We start from the raw sequence: 18,227 nt of genomic DNA, 5'->3' as shown, positions 1-18,227 counted from the left end.
TGGCTCCTCCCGTAGGCCTCGCGCGGCGCGAGGGGACCCGGCACGGCCGGCGCGCAGGCAGGGGCATACCGTGAGGAGTCGAGCACGGAGACTTGAACGAGTCGGGAACAGGTCGGGAGCGAGGAGAACGGGATGGCCGGCAGCCGCACCGCGTTGGTCGAGGATCTGATGGAGCGGTTCCCGCACGTACCGCGGGAGGCCGTCTTCAAAGAGGACCTGCTCCGCGGAGGTGTGGCCTTCGACGAGTCGGCGCTCTCCGACAACGAGGACGGTGACGTCAAGCCGAAGTCGTACTTCATCTTCTCCTTCGACCACGGCACCCTGCCCGAGCTCGGCGAGGCCGCGCTGCGACGCCCGCCCGAGGAGATCATCCTCACGGGCGGGCCGTACGACCTGCGGCGCACGGTGGTGTCCGTACGCGTCAACCCCGCCTCGCCCTATCGCGTCGCCGCCGACGAAGAGGGGGTGCTCGGGCTCTACCTCGACGGGAAGCGCATCGCCGACGTCGGCGTGCCGCCGATGCCCGAGTACTACCGGCACACGCTCTCCAACGGGAAGTCCGTGATGGAGGTCGCTCCCACTATCCAGTGGGGCTATCTGATCTACCTCACCGTCTTCCGCGTCTGCCAGTACTTCGGCGCCAAGGAGGAGTGCCAGTACTGCGACATCAACCACAACTGGCGCCAGCACAAGGCGGCGGGGCGCCCGTACACCGGGGTGAAGGACGTCGAGGAGGTCCTCGAAGCCCTCGAGATCATCGACCGGTACGACACGGCGAAGGCCTCCACCGCGTACACCCTCACCGGCGGTGCGATCACCTCGAAGCTGCAGGGGCGCGACGAGGCCGACTTCTACGGGCACTACGCCAAGGCCATCGAGGAGCGCTTCCCGGGGCGGTGGATCGGCAAGGTCGTCGCGCAGGCGCTGCCGCGCGACGACGTGCAGCGGTTCAAGGACTACGGGGTGCAGATCTACCACCCCAACTACGAGGTGTGGGACCGGCGGCTCTTCGAGCTGTACTGCCCGGGCAAGGAGCGTTATGTCGGCCGCGACGAGTGGCACAAGCGCATCCTCGACTCCGCGGAGGTCTTCGGCGCGCGCAACGTGATCCCCAACTTCGTGGCCGGCGTGGAGATGGCGGAGCCGTTCGGCTTCACGACCGTCGACGAGGCCATCGCCTCCACCACCGAGGGGCTGCGCTTCTTCATGTCGCACGGCATCACGCCCCGCTTCACCACCTGGTGCCCGGAGCCCACGACGCCGCTCGGCAAGGCCAACCCCCAGGGCGCGCCGCTGGAGTACCACATCCGGCTGCTGGAGGCCTACCGCTCCACCATGGAGGACTTCGGCCTGTCCTCCCCGCCTGGATACGGGCCGCCCGGACCCGGCCACGCGGTCTTCTCGGTGAGCTCCTTCATGGACAGCCTCCCGGCGCGGGACCCCGCGGTGGCGGAAGCGGCCGGAACGAAGGCTCCGTAGGGCCGGGGAACGAAGGTTCCGCAGGGGGCCGGGGGTTGAGGGTTCCGTGGCACCGGGGGCCGAAGGTTCAGAAAAAGTCGGCCGCGATGATACGTATCGGCCTCCCTTCCGTATCACCTTCCATGCGGCGGGAGGGAGGCTGCGCGCGCTCGGACGAACGGGCGCCGCAACCGCTTGCCGCGCTAATTGAATACCTCGCTTGTCAGTTGTGTGGAAAGCGTGAAAGGCTCGGGCCCCGTCGTTGCGACGGCGCTCAACTCCCTTGTACAGAGCGTGAGTTGACGGTCACGTTGTCAGACGTTTCTTGACGTTGCACCTGGAAGCAGTTGATGCAGGAGCCCCCCATGCCCGACCTGCCGACCCCCCAGAACGCCGCCGAGGCCGCACTGCTCTCGGAATGCTGGGACGCGGTCCTGTCCTACGCCGATCTGTGCACGTCCGGTTCGGCCGCGGCCACACAGCTGGCGACCGAGGCGTTCACGCACGGCATCGGCGAGCTGCGCGCCGCCACCGCGGCATCGAAGATTACCGGCACCGGACGCAGGGCGCTCAGGCTGCCCCGTATTCCGCTGCTGCTCGCCTCGGTCCGTTTCGTGGCCGCCACCTGGGAGGCGAACGGGCTCGGTCACCGGCTCGATCCCGACCTGCGCCTGTGGCTCCACTCGGACAAGGCCGCCCGCTACATCGGACCGCCGCTGCACCGTCCGCTCGCGCTGCGCGGCCTCATGGACATGCAGGAGCCGGACGCCGTGCTGCTGTGGCTGGCCGAGGTCGAGTCGCTGCCGCTGCCCGCGGTGGCCCGTCGGCTCGGTCTCGACCCGGCGGCCGCGTCCATCGAACTCGCCCAGGTGCGGGCGCTGTTCCGGGACCGCTGCCACCGAAACCACCTCGACACCCCGATGGACGCCCACTGCCGCAGCTACGCGCGGCTCCTCGACGCGGTGACCCGCTCACCCACCGCCGAGACGCCCGACGACCTCTCCCGGCACATGGCGCGCTGCGTCGAGTGCGCGGAGGCGGCCGCCTGTCTGCGGCTGCACGGCGGCGGACTGCCCGCGGCGCTCTCGAGCGGTGTGATCGGCTGGGGCGGCCTCGCGTATCTGGAACGGCGGCGCCGGGCCGCCGAGGCCGGCATGATCGGCGGTCGCACGGACGCGGCCGTGGACACGGGGCTGAACGAGGGCAAGCCGGTCCGGCCCCGGATCGGCCGGACCGGGATCCTGGTCGCGGCCGTCCTCGTGTCCGGGCTGGCGCTCACGGTCTCGCTGATGCCCTTCGGCGGTTCGAAGGCCGGTGGCGCGACCGCCGCGCAGGACGAGTCGACGGACGGGCAGACCGTGGTGGACCCGGGCCCCTCCTTCCCCTTGGGGTCGGCTTCGGCTTCGGGATCGAATCCGAAGTCGGGGTCGGGGTCGGGGTCGGAGTCGGGGTCGTCGGGCTCGCCCACGGTGGCGGACTCGACCTCACGGCCGGCGGGCAACTCCGATCAGGAGGCCCAGGGCGAGTCCTCGTCGCCCGCCGGTCAGCAGGGCGGGGTGACCGGCTCCACGAAGAGCGCCCCGCCCGACTGTCAGGTGAAGTACGAGATCGTCGGCCAGTGGCCGGACGGTTTCCAGGCCACGGTCACCGTCACCTCCACCAAGGCCCTCGCCACCTGGAGCCTCGGCTGGACCTTCAAGGACGGTCAGCACGTGAGTCAGATGTGGGACGGCACCTTCGTCCAGGACGACTCCCACGTCACGGCCACCGCCGCCGACTACAACAAGACGGTCGCCGCGAACGCCACCTTCACCTTCGGCTTCCTCGGCTCCTGGAGCGGCTCCAACTCGGCCGCGCGCGACTTCACCCTCAACAAGGCCAGTTGCGCGACCGTCGGCTGAGCCTTCGGCCGACCGGTGTGACGCTCGGAGACGCCGACACCGTCCCCTCACTCGGTCACCACCTCGCCACCACCCCTTTGGCGGCGGAAACCTGATTTTTCGCCAAGTCCGCCGCTCCGGCCGGTCCCCGCATCGTGGGGGCCGGCCGTTCGCGTACCGGTCCTGACCTCAAGGTCGTCGGTGGGGCGGAAGCCGGGATGGACGGTTCGGCCGCGGGCACGGCCGTGGCGGCGTCACGAGGGGCGGCCTCCCCCGAGCGACCCACCTGGCACTTCGGCACTTACCGGCCAGTACTGCCGATCTGGCGTAATTCACTCGTCTCAATGCCTCGCTCTGTCACCATCAACGCCTCTGAAAAGTCAGGCGGCACGATTGCGGCGGGGGGCGTGGCCATGGGGCTGCTCGGCAATGAGCTGGCTTTCGCGCGCGCTCTGACCGCTCAGGAGCGCGAGAGCGTGATGGCTCTCGGCAGCCGGAAGCACTATGCGGCCGATGCCCATCTTCTGACGGAGGGCGACCGGTCCAGTCACGTCCTGATCGTCATTCAGGGCTGGGTGACCGTCTCCGTGGCGACGGACCGGGGTGCCACCCGGCTGATACTCGGCCTGCGCGGTCCCGGTGAACTGCTCGGCGAGATGGCCGCCCTGGATCCGCATCCCCGCAGCGCCACCGTACGCGCGCTGGGTCCGACCGAGGTCCAGGTCATATCCGGGGACGCCTTCCGCCGTTTCCTCGCCCTGCACCCCCGCGTCAGCGGTCTGGTGATACGCCAGCTCACCTTCCGGCTGCGCAGCGCCGACCAGGAGCGGTCCGCGCTCGCCTCGCTCACCGTGCTGCAACGGCTGGCCAGTCGGCTCACCGAACTGTCGAGAGCCGAGCCGTCCGGCCCCTACAACCCGGCTGTACCGGGCACCACACACACCGGCGCCGGCACCGTCGTCCAACTGGCCCAGGACGAGCTGGCCGCCACCATCGGCGCGACCCGGGAAGCCGTCGCCAAGGCACTGAAGCTGCTGCGGACACAGCACGTGGTGCGCACCGGCAACCGGATGGTGGAAATCCTCGACCCCGGACTGCTCGCCCTCCTCGCGGACGGCCATCAGGAGTAAACCCACGCCTTGTCGTGTGTAAACGGCTACAGACGGCCTTCGTCCCGGGCCCGACGCTGAGGGGGACGGCAAGTGGAGAGAACAAGGGGGCACGGGTGGACCACGACGCGATGGATCTCACCGAAGCACGCTACGAGTTGGTGATCAGCGTCGACGCCCGGCGTTCCGGGGAGTACGACGACGTCGACAAGCAGCGCATGCGCGAGCGGATCTACCGGGTGCTGGAAACGGCTTTCACCCACGCCAAGGTGGCGCGGGACGCCGTACACATGGAGGACCGGGGCGACGGTGTGCTGCTGTCGGTGGCCGGCCGGATCGCGGTGACCCGGCTGCTCGGCCTGTGGATGATCGAGGTGCACGAGACGCTGCGGGACGAGAACCGCGGCCTGCGCGTCCCCCTGGGGCTTCGGGTGGGCATGCACGTCGGGCCTGTCCGGCACGACGTCCGGGGCATCAGCGGGCGCGCGGTCGACCTCGCCTGCCGACTGGCCGACGCTCCCCTCGCCCGGCGGCTGCTGGACGCCGAGCGGGCCGATCTCGTGCTGGTGACCTCCCAGTCGCTGTACGAGGACGTGGTCAGCAGCGGCGGCAAGTTCATCGAGCCCGCGCACTACTCCTCCGCCCGCCTGGAGCTCAAGGAGGGCGAGGTCACCGCCTGGTTCCACCTTCCCGGCCGGCCCGCTCCGGAGATCCCCGCCGCACCGGTACCTCCTGCCGCACCGGCCGGCGATCCGCCACCCACCGCGGACACGGCCGCCGGTCACGCCGATGACGCCGATGACGTCGAGGAAGTCCAGGAAGTCCAGGAAGTCCAGGAGTTCTCGGACTTCCAGGACGCCCAGGGTGACGACCCGGCCGACGCCCCCGGCGCCCGGTACACCGTCCACGGCGACATGTCGCAGCACCACGACAACGTCTACCAGCAGCCCGTGCACATCGGGCGGATCACCGGCGACGCCGGCCGACGGAAGGGCTGATCGCAGTGACCGACGATCAGCAGGCGGGCGGCGCCGCCGAGCCCGCACCCCAGAAGAGGGCCGAGGCCCGTTCGCCCGAGGCCGACGGGAAGGCCAGGAACGAACCGCCCCGTGCCGACGGGGACAAGGCCGACGGCGACGAGGTCGCCGCCGGGAACGACGCCCCGGAAGAGGGCGACGTCGAGCAGGACCAGAAGGCGGAACACGAGCGCGCCGCGGGGCGGTTCAAGGAGCACACCCGCGACCCGCTCGCCGAGGAGCAGGGCGAGGACGGGACCACCGACCTCGCCGCCGCCTCGCGGGCCCGCCGCGCCACCCGGATGCTGTTCGACACCGGCCGGGACCTGAACAGCTTCGACCGCTCGTTCTTCCAGAGCGCCCACATCGGCGACATCCATCTGCGGATGGACGCCCGCCACTCCGGCGCGGGGATGCGCGGCGGCCCCGTGCCCGACGAGGAACTGCGCAGGCTGCGCCGCGTCCACGTGGAACCGCAGGGATACGTACAGCTGCGCAAGGCCCTCAACACCCGTCGGCTGCTGGTGCTCGGCGCCGCCCCCGGCACCGGACGCACCAGCACCGCGCTCTCGCTCCTCGACGAGGTCACCGGCCCCTCGGCGGACGCCACGGGCACGGAGCCCGCAGCCGGATCCCGGGTGCGCCGGGTCGATCCGGACGGCGGCGTACGGCAGTTGACGCACTCCCTGGCCGGCGAGGGCGAGGAGGCACGGCGCGGCACCGGGTACCTGCTGGAACTCCCCCTCACCGGACTTGTCGCGCCGCCCCCGGACGAGATGGATCTGGACGGCCTCGCCGCGGCCCTGGCCGGGTGCGAGGCGTACGCGGTGGTCGTCGTCACGGTCGGGGCGGCGGCGAACCCGCTGCTGGCCGGTCGGTACGGCAGGCTCTGCCCGCCCGCGCCCACCAAGGAACTGCTCACCACCCGGTTACGGGAACGGCTGGAGGAGCATGTCGCCGCCGCCCCGGACGGCGGTGTCCGGCTGGAGGACCTGCTCGCCGGGGCGGAGGAACTGGCGCTCCGCCAGGACGTCAAGGACGCGGTCGGACTGAAGGATCTACGCCCCGCCGAGGCCGAGTTGCTCGCCTCGCTGCTGGCCGGACACCAACTGGGCGAGGTCTCCCGGGACGAGCTGCTGGCCGGTTGCCGCAGCCTCGCCGCCGACCAGGCCCAGGAGTGGTTCGCCGGAGTGGACCGGGCGCTGACGGCGCCTCCCGCCGAGCCGGAGGGCGGCGCGGGCCGGCCGGGTACGGCGGCCCTGTTCCACCCGGTGGCGTTCCGTATCGCCCTCGCCGTACTGGGCGGGGCCTCGCACAGCGCGGTGGCCGCTGCCGCCCATCTGCTGACCTGGGAGCTGTCCGTACAGTGCGATCCGGACCACACCCCGGCCCGCCCCCTGTTCTGCGACGACCCGGAAGCCGATCTCGCGCTCTCACGCGCCGAACTGACCGACGGCCGGATCGAGGTGGCCGGCACCGAGGTTCCGGCCCGGCTGATCTGGTACCGGGGTTCCGCGCTGCCCTCCGCGGTGCTGACCGAGATCTGGGACCGGCACTTCCCCGTCCGGGCGCCGATCGTGCGCTGGCTGCGGCTGCTCGCCGACGACCCGCGCCCCCAGGTGTGGATGCGCGCCGCGGTGGCCGCCGGGGAGCTGTGCGCACGGGACTTCGACCACGGATACGCGGAGCTGATCAGGCCGCTCGCCGAGGCGGCCACGCCCCGCCGGAGGATCTTCGCGGCCACCACGCTGGACCAGGCGGCCGGTCACGCGTCGCACCGCAAGGCGGTGCTCAAGCTGGTCGACGACTGGAGCAGGTACGGGACGAAGTCGCTGCGCTGGACCGCGGCGATGGCACTGGGGTACGGGAACGCCGCGGACACGACGGACGACGCCCTGGACGCCCTGGCCCGGATCGGGGTCCGTGACGACGGGGAGCATCTGGCGGTCGCCTCGTTCAACGCCGTACGGCTGCTGGCGCTCCCGGACGGTGCCACGGTGCTGCGGCGGATGGCCGACTGGACCCACCACAAGCGCGCGGAGTACCAGGACCTCGGTCTGGTGACCACCGTCCGGCTCGCCCTCACCTCGGTGGACGAGGTGCTGCCCGACGAGCCCGACTCCCCGCTGGCGGACCGCGCCGACTGGCCGCTGCCGCTCGCCCTCGCCGTCATCCGCCCCGAACTCGTACTCCCCATGGCCGACTTGATGTGGAGCGCGCTGAGCACGGCGCGGTCGAAGGACGTGGCCCTGGACGCGCTGGAGTCCCTGCTGCGTTCGGGGGTGCGCAAGGACGGCACCGAAGGGACCCGGCCGGGGCTGGCGGCCCTGCTGCCCGCGCTGGTGACCAAGGAGAACGACCGACGGCGGCTGGACTGGCTGCTGCGCCGAATGATGAACGATCCGGACAATCCGCTCCCCGACGCGCAGGCGCGCTCCCTGTGGTGGCTCGCCGTCCCGCCGAAGGAGAGGACGGGCGAGGAGGACAGCCATGGCTGAGGACCAGGACGCGAGGGCGAAGGCGAGGGAGCGGCTGAGGGCGCGCAAGGCGGCCGCGGGGCCCGCGGGCCCGTTCCTGCGGGAGTACACGCCGACCGGCGGGTTCCCGCAGGTGAGCGCCCAGAAGGCCTCGGTGCTGTTCTACCGCAACGGCGGCTACAGCGTGGTCACCGTCTCCGGTGTCCAGCACGTCGACAAGCGGGCGCTGGCGCGGCCGTACACCATCTGCGAGATCGCGCTCGGCACCTTCGTGACCACACTTCAGATGGAGCTGCCCGCCGCCGGCGGCACCACCTTCTTCAAGGCCGAGGTGGACATCCACTGGACCGTGACCGATCCCCATCTGGTCGCCACCGAGGTCGTCACCGATGTCGCCCAGCGGCTCACCGCCCCGGTGCTGGAGCGGCTGCGCGAGGTGTCCTCGGCCTACCGGGTGACCCAGGCCGAACAGGCCGACCGCGCCATCACCCTGGAGTGCGCCGGCGCGCGCTGGGCCGAGCTGGGCACTGAACTCGGCCTGCGGGTACGGCTGTACGTCCGCCTGCGGGTGGACGACCGGACCATCGAGCACATGGACGGCATCCGGGACGCGCACGCCTCGGCGGAGGTGACCCGGGTGCATCAGGCCGCGTTCCGCAAGATGCTGCAGGGCGGTGAGCTGGAACAGCTCAGCTACATGCTGGCGGCCGAGCCCGAGGCGGCCAAGGACTTCCTGGAGAAGATCCGCCAGGAGGGGCGGCAGGACGAGAAGGAACGCGTCGACCGGCTCTTCGCCATGGTCGCCAGCGGCCAGATCCAGTCCAACGACATGGAGACACAGGCCCTCAACCTCCTCAACCAGGGCCGCCACCCCCTCCAGGGTCCCATCGGCTCGCTGCCCGCCCGCCGCGAGACCCCGCAGCTGGCCCCGGCCGTCGACGAGCCGTTCACCCCGGACTGGGTGGCGGACGAACCGCCCTCCCGGGCGGACCGGGGACCACGCGCGAGAGAGCCCTACCCAGGCGACCCCGAGGACGCCGAAACCGAACCGCCGCGCCGCCGCACACGCTCCCGGGACGACGGATGGTCCTGGGCGGAGGAGGACCGGTGACCGGCGACGGCCCGGCGCGCACCTCCTGCGACCCGGTCGGGCCCGTGCAGGACGGGGGTCCGCACGGGTCCGACCGGGGGGAGCGCATCGCCGAACGACTGCTGAGCACGGTCAGGGAGGACCTCGGCCGGGCCGACGCGAAGGCGGCCGTACTGCTCTCAGGAACGCTGGCGCTGCCCGCGTTCCTGATCGGGCGGCACGGCCCACTCGACTGGCGCGGGCTCGCCGACGTGCCGCTGATCCTCGCCGGTGTGCTCTGGGTGGTCGCGGTGACCGCGCTGGTCGGGGCGCTCATGCCACGTACCCGCACGGTCCGCGGCCGGGACGGGGTGACGTTCTTCGGCGACCTGCTGGCTCCCCGCGATCTCGCGGGGCTGTCCGCCGGGGTCACCGAGGCGGGACGCGATCCCGCCGGATGGCTGCTCGTCCAGGCCGTGGACGTCAGCTCGATCCTGTCCGCCAAGTACCGGGCCATCCGCTGGGGAGTGGGCTCGCTCGCCCCTTCGACGGTGCTGGCCCTGGCCTGGAGTCTGACCGCCCGCTGACACGCGGCACACCGCTCGACACACCGCACGCACTCGACGCAGAGACGAACCAAGAAGCTGGGGGACGGCCGTGGGAAGCATCACGGGAAGACGGCAGGCAGGGAGGGGGCGGGCGCGGCGCGCCGCGGGCCACGCGCTCGGCGGCATGGCGGTGCTCGTGTCCCTGCTGGCACCCGCCGGTCATGATCAGGTGCCGGCGGCGGCTTCCGCACCCGCCTTCCCGGCGGTCAACTACTCCATCGCCGTGGACGAGTCCGCCAGCCTCACACCCGAGGACATGAAGGCCGAGAAGGCCGCCGCCGCGCGGATCGCGCTGGGCGACGTCTCCTCGTCCTCCCACGCCACGGTCTTCGGTTTCGCCGCCGCCGAGTCCGACTCCCAGCGCGCGGTGGACCCGGTGTGCCCGCGGACCACGCTCGACGCAGCGGGCCGCGAGACCATCGGCGCCTGCGTCGGCAAACTGCGCAGCCGCACGAAGAACGAGGGCACCGGCACCGACTTCCCGAGCGCGATACGCCAGGGAGTGCACGACCTCACCACCGGCACCGACCCGTCCGGGCCCCGCGTGCTGTTCCTCCTCACCGACGGGAAGCTGGACGTCCAGGACAGCCCCAAGTACGGCGACCCCGCGCACCGCAAGGACGAGGGCGAACGCCAGCTGACGCAGGAGCTCGAGAACGCCGCCGCCCAGCACGTCCAGATCTGGCCGCTCGGCTTCGGGTCCGACCCCGACAAGGCGCAGCTCGAACGGATCGCCGCCGGCGGATACCAGAAGGGCTGCGTCGAACTGCCCTCCGCCCGCCCCACCGCGGGCAAGGTCTCCGGGGCGAAGGACGTCGGCCCCATGCTGGAGAAGATCTTCGCCGCCGCCCACTGCCTGCGCCACGAAGAGGGCCCCAGCAAGCGGCCGCCGGCCACGCTGGAGATCGGCATCTCGCCGCTGGCGACCGTGGGCAGCATCGTCGTCGACAAGGGCGACCCCCAGGTGAAGATCACCTACCTCGACCCCAACGGCCACCAGGTCCCCACCACGGGGACGTACCGCAGGTCGAGCTTCGAGCTGGCGGGCGGCAGCGGCACCGTCGAGGCCCTGAAGATCGTCGACCCGGTGCCCGGCACCTGGCGCGTGAAGGCCGAGGCCCCGGAGGGCCACCGCTCCCGGCCCGTCGCCGTCAGCGTGCTGTGGCAGGGGGAGTTGCGCGGCGCCATCACCATGGACCCGCCGTCCCCGCAGGCCGGCGACAAGGTCACGGTGACCATGCGTCTGCAGACCCGCGAGGGTTACGAGATCAAGGACGCACGCGACTACGAGGGGCTGCGCGTCAGCAGTGAACTGACCGGCCACGGTTTCGACCCGGAGGCGCTGCGCCTCACCGACGACGGCCAGGGGTCCGACTCCAAGGCGAGCGACGGCTCCTTCACCGGTTCCGTCGAGATCCCCCAGAGCGCCGACGGGGCGCTGAAGGTGAGCGGCACGCTGACGGCCTCGGGGCTGAGCGCCGACACCCGCAGCGAGAGCGGCCAGATCGCGCCCGGAACACTGCCCGTCACCACCACGCTCGACCTGCCCACCGCGAACACCCACCCCGGCTCCACGGTCACCGGCACGCTGGCCCTCCACAACACCAGCGACAGCCCGCACACCCTTCGGCTGTCCGTCGCCGACCTCAAGGCCGGGCTGCTCACGGTCACCCCGGCCGAGATCCAGGTGAAGCCCGGCGAGTCCGGAACCCGGAAGGTCACGGTCGAAGTCGCCCCCCGCGACCTCTTCGGCGACCGCCTCGGCGACGGCGGGCTGCGACTCGGCGGCACCGTCACCGTCGTCGACACCACCGACCACGACCGGACGCTGCTGCGCACCCCGCTCTCGGTGCGGGTCACACCCGAGCCCGGCATCTGGGCGAAGTACTGGTGGGCGTTCGTGTCCGCCGTCGCGCTGATCGCGCTGATCACCGCGGCGGTCCTCGCCTGGCTGCGCCAGCGCCGCACCCGCAGGGACCCGTTCGGCCTGGTGCTGCGGCTGGTCTCCGCGGAGGGCGACGTCCTCGGCGAGCACCTCGCCGGACACGGACACAAGCAGTGGTACGAGTTCGCCGTCGTCGAACCCCACCGCAGCCCACGCATCGAGCGGCGCGCCCACGGCCCGTACGCCGTCCAGCGCAGCCCCGAGGGCGGGGCGGTCCTGCGCAAGCAGGGCGGCGGCCGGACCGCGCTGCCCGCCCGCGGCCAGGTCCAGTTGACCGAGACGCTGAGCCTCGCCCTCGGCGAGGACACCCGTGCCTCGAAGGTCCGCCGACCGCGGCCCTCCACCCGCTCGACCGCGAGCTCCACCACCTCCGCGACCGGTACCGGCGAGAGCGGGAGCTCGTACGGGTCGTACCTGTGACGCCGGGGGCGGCCCGAGGTGCCACCGGGCCGCCCCCGCGCACCGCACCGCACCGCACCGCAGCGCGGCCGCCGTACCGCGCGCACTCCACGGACGTACCGAGCACGAACCGGCCGCCGCGACGGCCGCAAGCGGGGAGGAAACCCATGAAGATCTTCCAGCCGATGCTCTTCGTCGGCCTGGGCGGCACCGGTGGCCTGGTCGGCGCCGAACTCGAACGCAAACTCCGCGCCGAGCTGTGCGGACCGGACGGCGTCGCGCTCAGCCACCTGAGCGGACACGCCCCCTACCAGCTGCCCGACTGCCTCCAGTTCGTGTACGCGGACTACAGCGAGTCCGACCTTCAGCGGCTGCCCCAGTTCAATGTGGACCCCTCGCTGCGGGCCGCCTACGCCCGTACCTCCCGGGCCACCCACAACCTGCTGCCGAACTTCGACGCGTCACCGGAACTGACCAAGATGCTCCGGGCGAGCCTGCGCGACGAGGTCGCCGACTGGCTGCCGCCGCGCATCGACGAACCGAAGGTCACCCCGCTCCACAACGGCGCGGGCCAACTGCCCACCGTCGGACGCGCCGCCCTCTTCGCCACGCTCCGGCACAGCCTCGCCCCCGTCCTCGAACCGCTGCTCCAGGCGATCGACGCGATCGCCAAGTCGGCCGGTGAACTGGCCGAGCTCGGCGGCGGCAAGGTCAACGGCTGCGACGTGTTCGTCGCCTTCTCGGTGGCCGGCGGCACCGGAGCGGGGATCTTCCTCGACTATCTGCACCTGATCAACCACGCCTTCCAGCTGCGCCGCTTCGACGGCGTGAAGATCTACCCGCTGGTCGTGATGCCGTCCTCGTTCTCCTCGGCGGGCGGCGGCGGACGGGAGGCGGAGCTCAACGCGGCCCGGGCGCTGGTCGATCTGTTCCGGCTGGTCGACGCGCAGAACGCGCCGAGCGAGGGAACGGAGATCGGCGACCTCGACCTCGACCTCGACTCCGGGCTCGGCATCCGCTACCCGGGCACGACACCGATCCGCCTGCGCACCGGCATCCTGCCCACGGCCTTCCTGTTCAGCCCGACCGCGGGCATCCGCCAGGACGACCTGCGCCGCTCCATCGTCTCCCTGGTGATGTCGCTGATCGGCACCGAACTGGGCGACAGCCGCCCCCGGGGCCGGGCGACGGCGACCGACGACGACTTCCAGACCTTCGCCGCGAGCTTCATCAACCGGGGCGTGCACCGCAGCGCCGTGTCCCCCACCGGCATCGGCCGACAGGGCGTCTCCACCAGCCTGGTCGCCTCCATGACCGCACCCATGGACCAACTGGCCGACCTGGTGGCGGGTCGGCTGCTGCGGGAGGCGGTCACCGATCTCGTGGAGCGGCCGCGTGCCGTGCTGCGGGACGGCGCGGTGCCGTTGATCCGCCAGCTGTTCGCCGACTCCCACCTCGAAGAGCTGTGGGAACGCGCCCAGTTGGCCGTCCCGGAACCCGATCCGCTGCCGCGCGGCGGCAAGGCCATCGAGCAGGCGCTCGGCGAACGGATCACGGACATGCAGCGGCTGCTGTCCGACCTCCAGTCCATCGCCGACCGCCAGGCCGCCTCGATGGCCGACCGTTTCGCCCCGCGCCCCGCCATCGACAAACTCCTCCAGACCGTCGACCCCTTCCTCGCCGAACGCATCGTCAGAGGCGTCCCGGGCAGCGACGAACCGATCGCCCGGCTCGGCTTCCTCGGCATGCTCGACAGCCGCTCCCGTGCCCCCCAGCGCCCGCAGGGCGTGACCGATCAGCCGCCCAAGACCCCCAGGATCAAGGGCCGGCTGGCCGGCATGTCACCGGCCCGCTGGGGCGACGACGACGTGCAGGCGGCGCTCCAGGAGCAGGACCTCTGGTACCAGTGGCGCAGCCGGACCGTGTGGCACGAGGCCTGGCGGGAACAGCAGCAGCAGTGGCAGCCCCCGGCCGGCACCGCCGGGGCCGACCTCGGACGCCTGGTCAACGCCTTCCGCAAACACTCCGACCAGGAACGCAAGGTCTCGGCGCAGAAGGGCCTCGAACTGTACGAGGACCGCACCGGGATCTCGTATCTGCTGCCGCCGCAGCGCACCCTCAACCACTTCTACGAGGACCTGGTCACCCGGCTGATCCGCTGGGAGGGAATGCGCGAGAACGACGACGAGGCCGCGCTCCTGCTCAGGATGATCGACGGGGACACCTGGCGCGAGGTCCACACACTCAGCCGCCGCAATCCGGACAACGCGGTCGCGGTCGTCAAGGCACAGCTCGAGGGCCGCATCACCCGACTGTTCGCGGAGAGCGGCGAACACCTGGAGGAACGCCCGCTGCTGCCTGCCATGGGGACCCTGCTGGCCGCCGCGGCGGGCGACGCGGACGCCGCCGACCAGGTCAGCAAGGAGGCGCTCGACCTGTTCGGCCGCAAGCTGACCGGGCTGCTGCCGGTGGGCTTCACCCCGGAGGGGACAGGACCGCTGCGGGTCCTGGTCACCCACCCGCGCGTGCAGGCCGTGGAAGAGGTGCAGGAGTACCTCGGCAAGGCGCTGCGGCTGCCGTCCGACGCCAAGAACTCCGTGGAGTACCGGGGAGTGGAGAGCGACTCCGTCACCGTGGTCCTCTTCCGTAGCGAGATGAGCCTCACCCAGGTGCCCGAAGCCCGCAAGGTGCTGCGCCAGTGGGCCAGGGCGAAGGACTCCGAGCAGGCCCAGGACGTGCTGCGCTGGCGGCAGCGGCTCGGCTACCGGGACAGCTGGATGGTGAGCAGCGAGGAGGACCGCCGCGTCATCCTGCACCGGCTGCTGTGCTGCATGTGGAACGGCCAGGTCGACGTGGTGGACGGCGAGTCGGCGTCGCCGGAACGGCTGCGGCTGCGGCTGTTCCCCGAGAAGGGCGCCCATGTGCCCGGCGTCCGGCTGCGGCTGGGGGACTTCCCCGGCGGGGTGTCGAGCTGGGCGGAGCTGCTGCGCAGTTACGAACGCTGGACCGTCCTCGACGACGAACGGACCGTGGAGGACTACTGCCGTGAACTGATGGGGGCTCAGCCGCTGGGTCTCGCCAGGAGCGCGAGCGAACCGCATCCGCTCTTCGTCGAACTCGTCGAGAAGACCGCCCCGCGTCAGCTGGAGCTGCTGGCCGATCGCCGGGAGCGCGGCGGCGAGCGGGTCGAGGGATGGGTGCGCCCGCTGTGGGAGTTCTGGGCGAAGACACTGCCGGCCGCTCTGGACACCGAGTTCGGGGACCAGCGCGCCGTCCAGCCGACCCTGCGCACGCTGCTGGAGCACGTACGCGGCGGAACTCCCGAGCCGCGCGTCCGCAAGGAGTTCCCCGAACCCCGGCGTGCCGTGCCCGATGACGACGACTGGGGCACCGCACCGCGCACCTCCTTCGACAAGTACCCGAGCGGCACCGAGGAACGTCCGCGCCGCGCGTCCGTGGACGACTACGACGACGGGTACGACGGGTACGGCGCCGACCGCGGTGATCGGGGTGACCGCGTGGATCGGGGTGACCGGGGCGACCGTGTCGACGGGCGCCCCGGCGGCGCCGACCGGCCCACGGTGCCCTGGGACGAGCCCGGTGACACAGGCCCGTACGGCGACGACGGCGAACGCTCCCGCCGCAACCCCTGGGACGGTGACCCGGAGTGAAGACGTCCGAAGACCTCGGCACCGTCATCCAGCTCGACCTGCGCAGCGGCGCGGCGGAACTCGACACCGCGGGGGCCCTGCGGACCAGTGTCGCCCGGCAGTTGGGGCGGGCCGGGCTGCCCGAACCCGACGACCCGCTGTTCCTGGTGGTCGACACCCCGGCCGGGCTGACCGACCACCAGCGGCAGTACGAACTGCTCACCGCCTACCGGGCCGTGGGCGAGATCAGGATCCTGGTCCTGCTGGTGGGCAGCGCGCCCGGTTCGTACGCCGGAGAGGACGAGGCCTTCCAGCCGGACCGGCGCCTGGTGCGGCCCGCGGTGCTGCGGGCCTCGGGCACCGCCCTGCTGTGGGCGGGCGATCTGCGCTCCGCGCGCACGGCGCTCGAACAGCCCGAGCCCGACGCCCCGGAGGCCCTCGCCGTCCTGGTGGACGTGCTGTCGGTCCCGGACGTGTACCTGAAGGTCCTCGACGACCTCGGAGCGCTGCCCGACGCCGTCGCCGCGCCCGGAGTACGGCTGCTGGAGCAGGACCTGCCGCTGGAGGTGCGCGACCGGGCCTGGCGCGACGCGCTCCTCAGGTTCGCGGGCGAGGACACCGAACTCGCCCCCGACCTGCTGGCGACCGCCTCCTCCGGCGCCGATCTGCCGGAGCCGCTGCGGAGCCTGGTCGCGGGCCGGGGCGGCCGCGACCAACGGCACCGGGAGCCGGGCGGCGTGGCGGACAGCACGTACCTCGCCTGCGCCGAGGCCCTCGACTACGCCGAGGACGCACTGGCCGCACTGCGGTCCCTGCCCGGGCTGTTGTGGGCCTCCCGCAGGCAGACGTTCGAGACGGACCTCGACCAGGCGCACCAGGCGCTCGGCGAGTACCGGGACCTCGTCGGCACGGCTCTGCGCGGCGGCGGCTCAGGCATGGCACCGTCGGCCGCCGAGGCGGCGGCCCGGCTCTCGGCCCTCGGACTGCGGGTGCCCTCGGCCGAGGGCATGGGGGAGCGGATCGGCGAGGGACTGCGCGAGTTCGCCGGAAAGCTGCTGGGACAGGGGCTCGCCCTGCGGTCCGTGGCCCAGCGCTTCACCGGGCTGGCCGGACGGGTGGAGCCTGTACCGGGTTCGGCACTGGTGCGCAAGCTCGCCGACCACTCCACCGAAGCGGTGTCCCGACGGCCGGCCATGGGCAGTGGCCCCGTGGCCACGGGGCGTGGCGCGTTGCCCGCCGCGGCCCTGGCGGGACTGCTCGGCGCGCTGTGGCGGGGGCCTTTCGCGGCGCTGGCGATCGCCGTCCCGCTGGTCTTCCTCGCGGTGGCGCTGCTCGGCGCGTCCCGGCTGCGGGGCGCGGGAGGTCCCGGCCCCTGGGGCTGGGGCCCCCGGGCCGCGGCACTCGGCGGCGCCGCGGTCGGTGTGGCGGTGGCGTACGCGGTCGAGCCCCCGCTCTGGCTGAGCGCCGTCGGTCTCCTGGTGGGTCTCGGTGTCGCGGTGGAGACGGCACGCCGACTGTGGCGTACCGCGATCGACTCCTGGGCGGCCTTCCGCGCCACCACCGCGCTGCGGGGGGCCCTGGAGGGGTTGGACGCGCTGCTGGCCGAGGCGGTCCGTGAGCACTGGGCCGTCGAGGAGCGCCTGCACTGCGCCGACGCGGCCCGGTCCGTGGCCGGCATGCTGCGGGCGACGGCGGCCGCCGCGGCCGCCGAGGCGGTGCCCGAGCCCGAACGCCCCACGGTCACCGGCGCCTTTGGCACCGAGCCGCTCGACGCGGACGACTGGCTGACCAGTGCCTCGGTCCTGGAGACGGACACGTTCGCCGTGCCCGACGACGGGGACAGCGACTGGGCGAGCGCGTACGCCTGGCAGGACGGGGCCTCCTGGACCGAGCCCGTCGAGTCCGCGGAGTCCGGTGGCGCCGCCGACCCGTGGGCGGACCGCACCGCGGGGGTTCCGCGCTGGCTGGAGCGCGAGAACGGGGAGGGCGGACCGGAGCTCGTCGCCGCCCTGGCCGGTGATCTGACGGACGCCGCCATGGTGGCGATGGAGCCCTACTGGGGTGCCGTCGAGCGCGGCCAGGCCGGCGCCCTCGCCGTCCGGCGCACCGAGGAACGGGTCCGCGACCTGCTCTCGACGGCCCGCCGCCACCTCCAGCACAACGGCGTACTGGCCCCGCCCCCGTTCGCCGCCGACCACCGCACCCGCGCGGGCTCGGCGAACCTGCTGGGCACCGACCCGCGCCGGGTGGCCGACCTGGTCGGCACGGAGGCGGACCGGCAGGCCGTGGTCCAGCTGTCCTCACCCGAACAGGGAACGGTGCTCAGCCGGGACCCGGCGGCCGCGGTGTGGATCAGGTTCGCACCGGAGGCCGTGCGCGACGAGGTCGAGAAGACCTGGCGGACCAGCGGCTGCGTACCGCCGGAGCAGACGCTGTGGACCTCGTCGGGACGGTACGCCGGGCTGGTCCGGCTCACCCCGCTGCGGATGGGCGTGGTGGACACCGTCCGCTCCCGCCAGAGCTCCCCGGCCGACGGCCTCGACCCGTACGACCACGAGGACGGCGACAGCTGGTGACCCGCACCCCGCATCCCCGCCCGGTGCACCCGTACGACCG

The 18,227-nt window shown here is 72.5% G+C and carries 10 protein-coding genes; all 10 read left to right on the top strand.

The features are described 5' to 3' along the window. The first annotated feature begins 132 nt into the window (after positions 1 to 132). The 10 genes from OG568_RS13420 to OG568_RS13375 all read left to right on the top strand — a co-directional run bounded on the left by OG568_RS13420 (position 133) and on the right by OG568_RS13375 (position 18,187). Positions 133 to 1,479: a radical SAM protein gene (locus OG568_RS13420; protein ID WP_329531677.1), complete on the top strand. Its 1,347-nt coding sequence runs from the start codon at positions 133 to 135 to the stop codon at positions 1,477 to 1,479. 344 nt (positions 1,480 to 1,823) lie between these two features. Then, positions 1,824 to 3,359, top strand: a complete 1,536-nt coding sequence (locus OG568_RS13415) for a cellulose-binding domain-containing protein (protein WP_329531676.1) — start codon at positions 1,824 to 1,826, stop codon at positions 3,357 to 3,359. Positions 3,360 to 3,751: 392 nt separating this feature from the next. Then, complete coding sequence (locus OG568_RS13410; protein WP_329536349.1) at positions 3,752 to 4,468, top strand: Crp/Fnr family transcriptional regulator; 717 nt, start codon at positions 3,752 to 3,754, stop codon at positions 4,466 to 4,468. A 95-nt stretch (positions 4,469 to 4,563) separates the two neighbouring features. After that, complete coding sequence (locus OG568_RS13405) at positions 4,564 to 5,445, top strand: hypothetical protein (RefSeq protein WP_329531675.1); 882 nt, start codon at positions 4,564 to 4,566, stop codon at positions 5,443 to 5,445. Positions 5,446 to 5,450: 5 nt separating this feature from the next. After that, complete coding sequence (locus OG568_RS13400) at positions 5,451 to 7,961, top strand: hypothetical protein (RefSeq protein ID WP_329531674.1); 2,511 nt, start codon at positions 5,451 to 5,453, stop codon at positions 7,959 to 7,961. Next, the gene (locus tag OG568_RS13395; protein ID WP_329531673.1) at positions 7,954 to 9,051 is read left to right on the top strand and encodes a hypothetical protein; all 1,098 of its coding nucleotides are present in this window, start codon (positions 7,954 to 7,956) and stop codon (positions 9,049 to 9,051) included. Before OG568_RS13400 ends, OG568_RS13395 begins: the two co-directional genes overlap by 8 nt. Further along, the gene (locus OG568_RS13390) at positions 9,048 to 9,596 is read left to right on the top strand and encodes a Pycsar system effector family protein (RefSeq protein ID WP_329531672.1); all 549 of its coding nucleotides are present in this window, start codon (positions 9,048 to 9,050) and stop codon (positions 9,594 to 9,596) included. The genes OG568_RS13395 and OG568_RS13390 overlap by 4 nt, the downstream gene beginning before the upstream one ends. Before the next feature lie 70 nt (positions 9,597 to 9,666). Next, positions 9,667 to 11,982, top strand: coding sequence for a VWA domain-containing protein (locus OG568_RS13385; RefSeq protein ID WP_329531671.1), 2,316 nt, complete (start codon positions 9,667 to 9,669; stop codon positions 11,980 to 11,982). A 146-nt stretch (positions 11,983 to 12,128) separates the two neighbouring features. Next, complete coding sequence (locus OG568_RS13380; protein WP_329531670.1) at positions 12,129 to 15,632, top strand: tubulin-like doman-containing protein; 3,504 nt, start codon at positions 12,129 to 12,131, stop codon at positions 15,630 to 15,632. Beyond that, positions 15,629 to 18,187 carry a hypothetical protein gene (locus OG568_RS13375; RefSeq protein WP_329531669.1) on the top strand — a complete coding sequence of 853 codons (2,559 nt, stop codon included), beginning with the start codon at positions 15,629 to 15,631 and terminating at the stop codon, positions 18,185 to 18,187. Before OG568_RS13380 ends, OG568_RS13375 begins: the two co-directional genes overlap by 4 nt. The last annotated feature ends 40 nt before the right edge of the window (positions 18,188 to 18,227 follow it).

It is taken from the genome of Streptomyces sp. NBC_01450 (genome assembly GCF_036227505.1).
Classification (GTDB): Bacteria; Actinomycetota; Actinomycetes; order Streptomycetales; family Streptomycetaceae; genus Streptomyces.
Note: the sequence above shows the minus strand (reverse complement) of the source record. Positions and strands in the feature narration are given on the sequence as shown.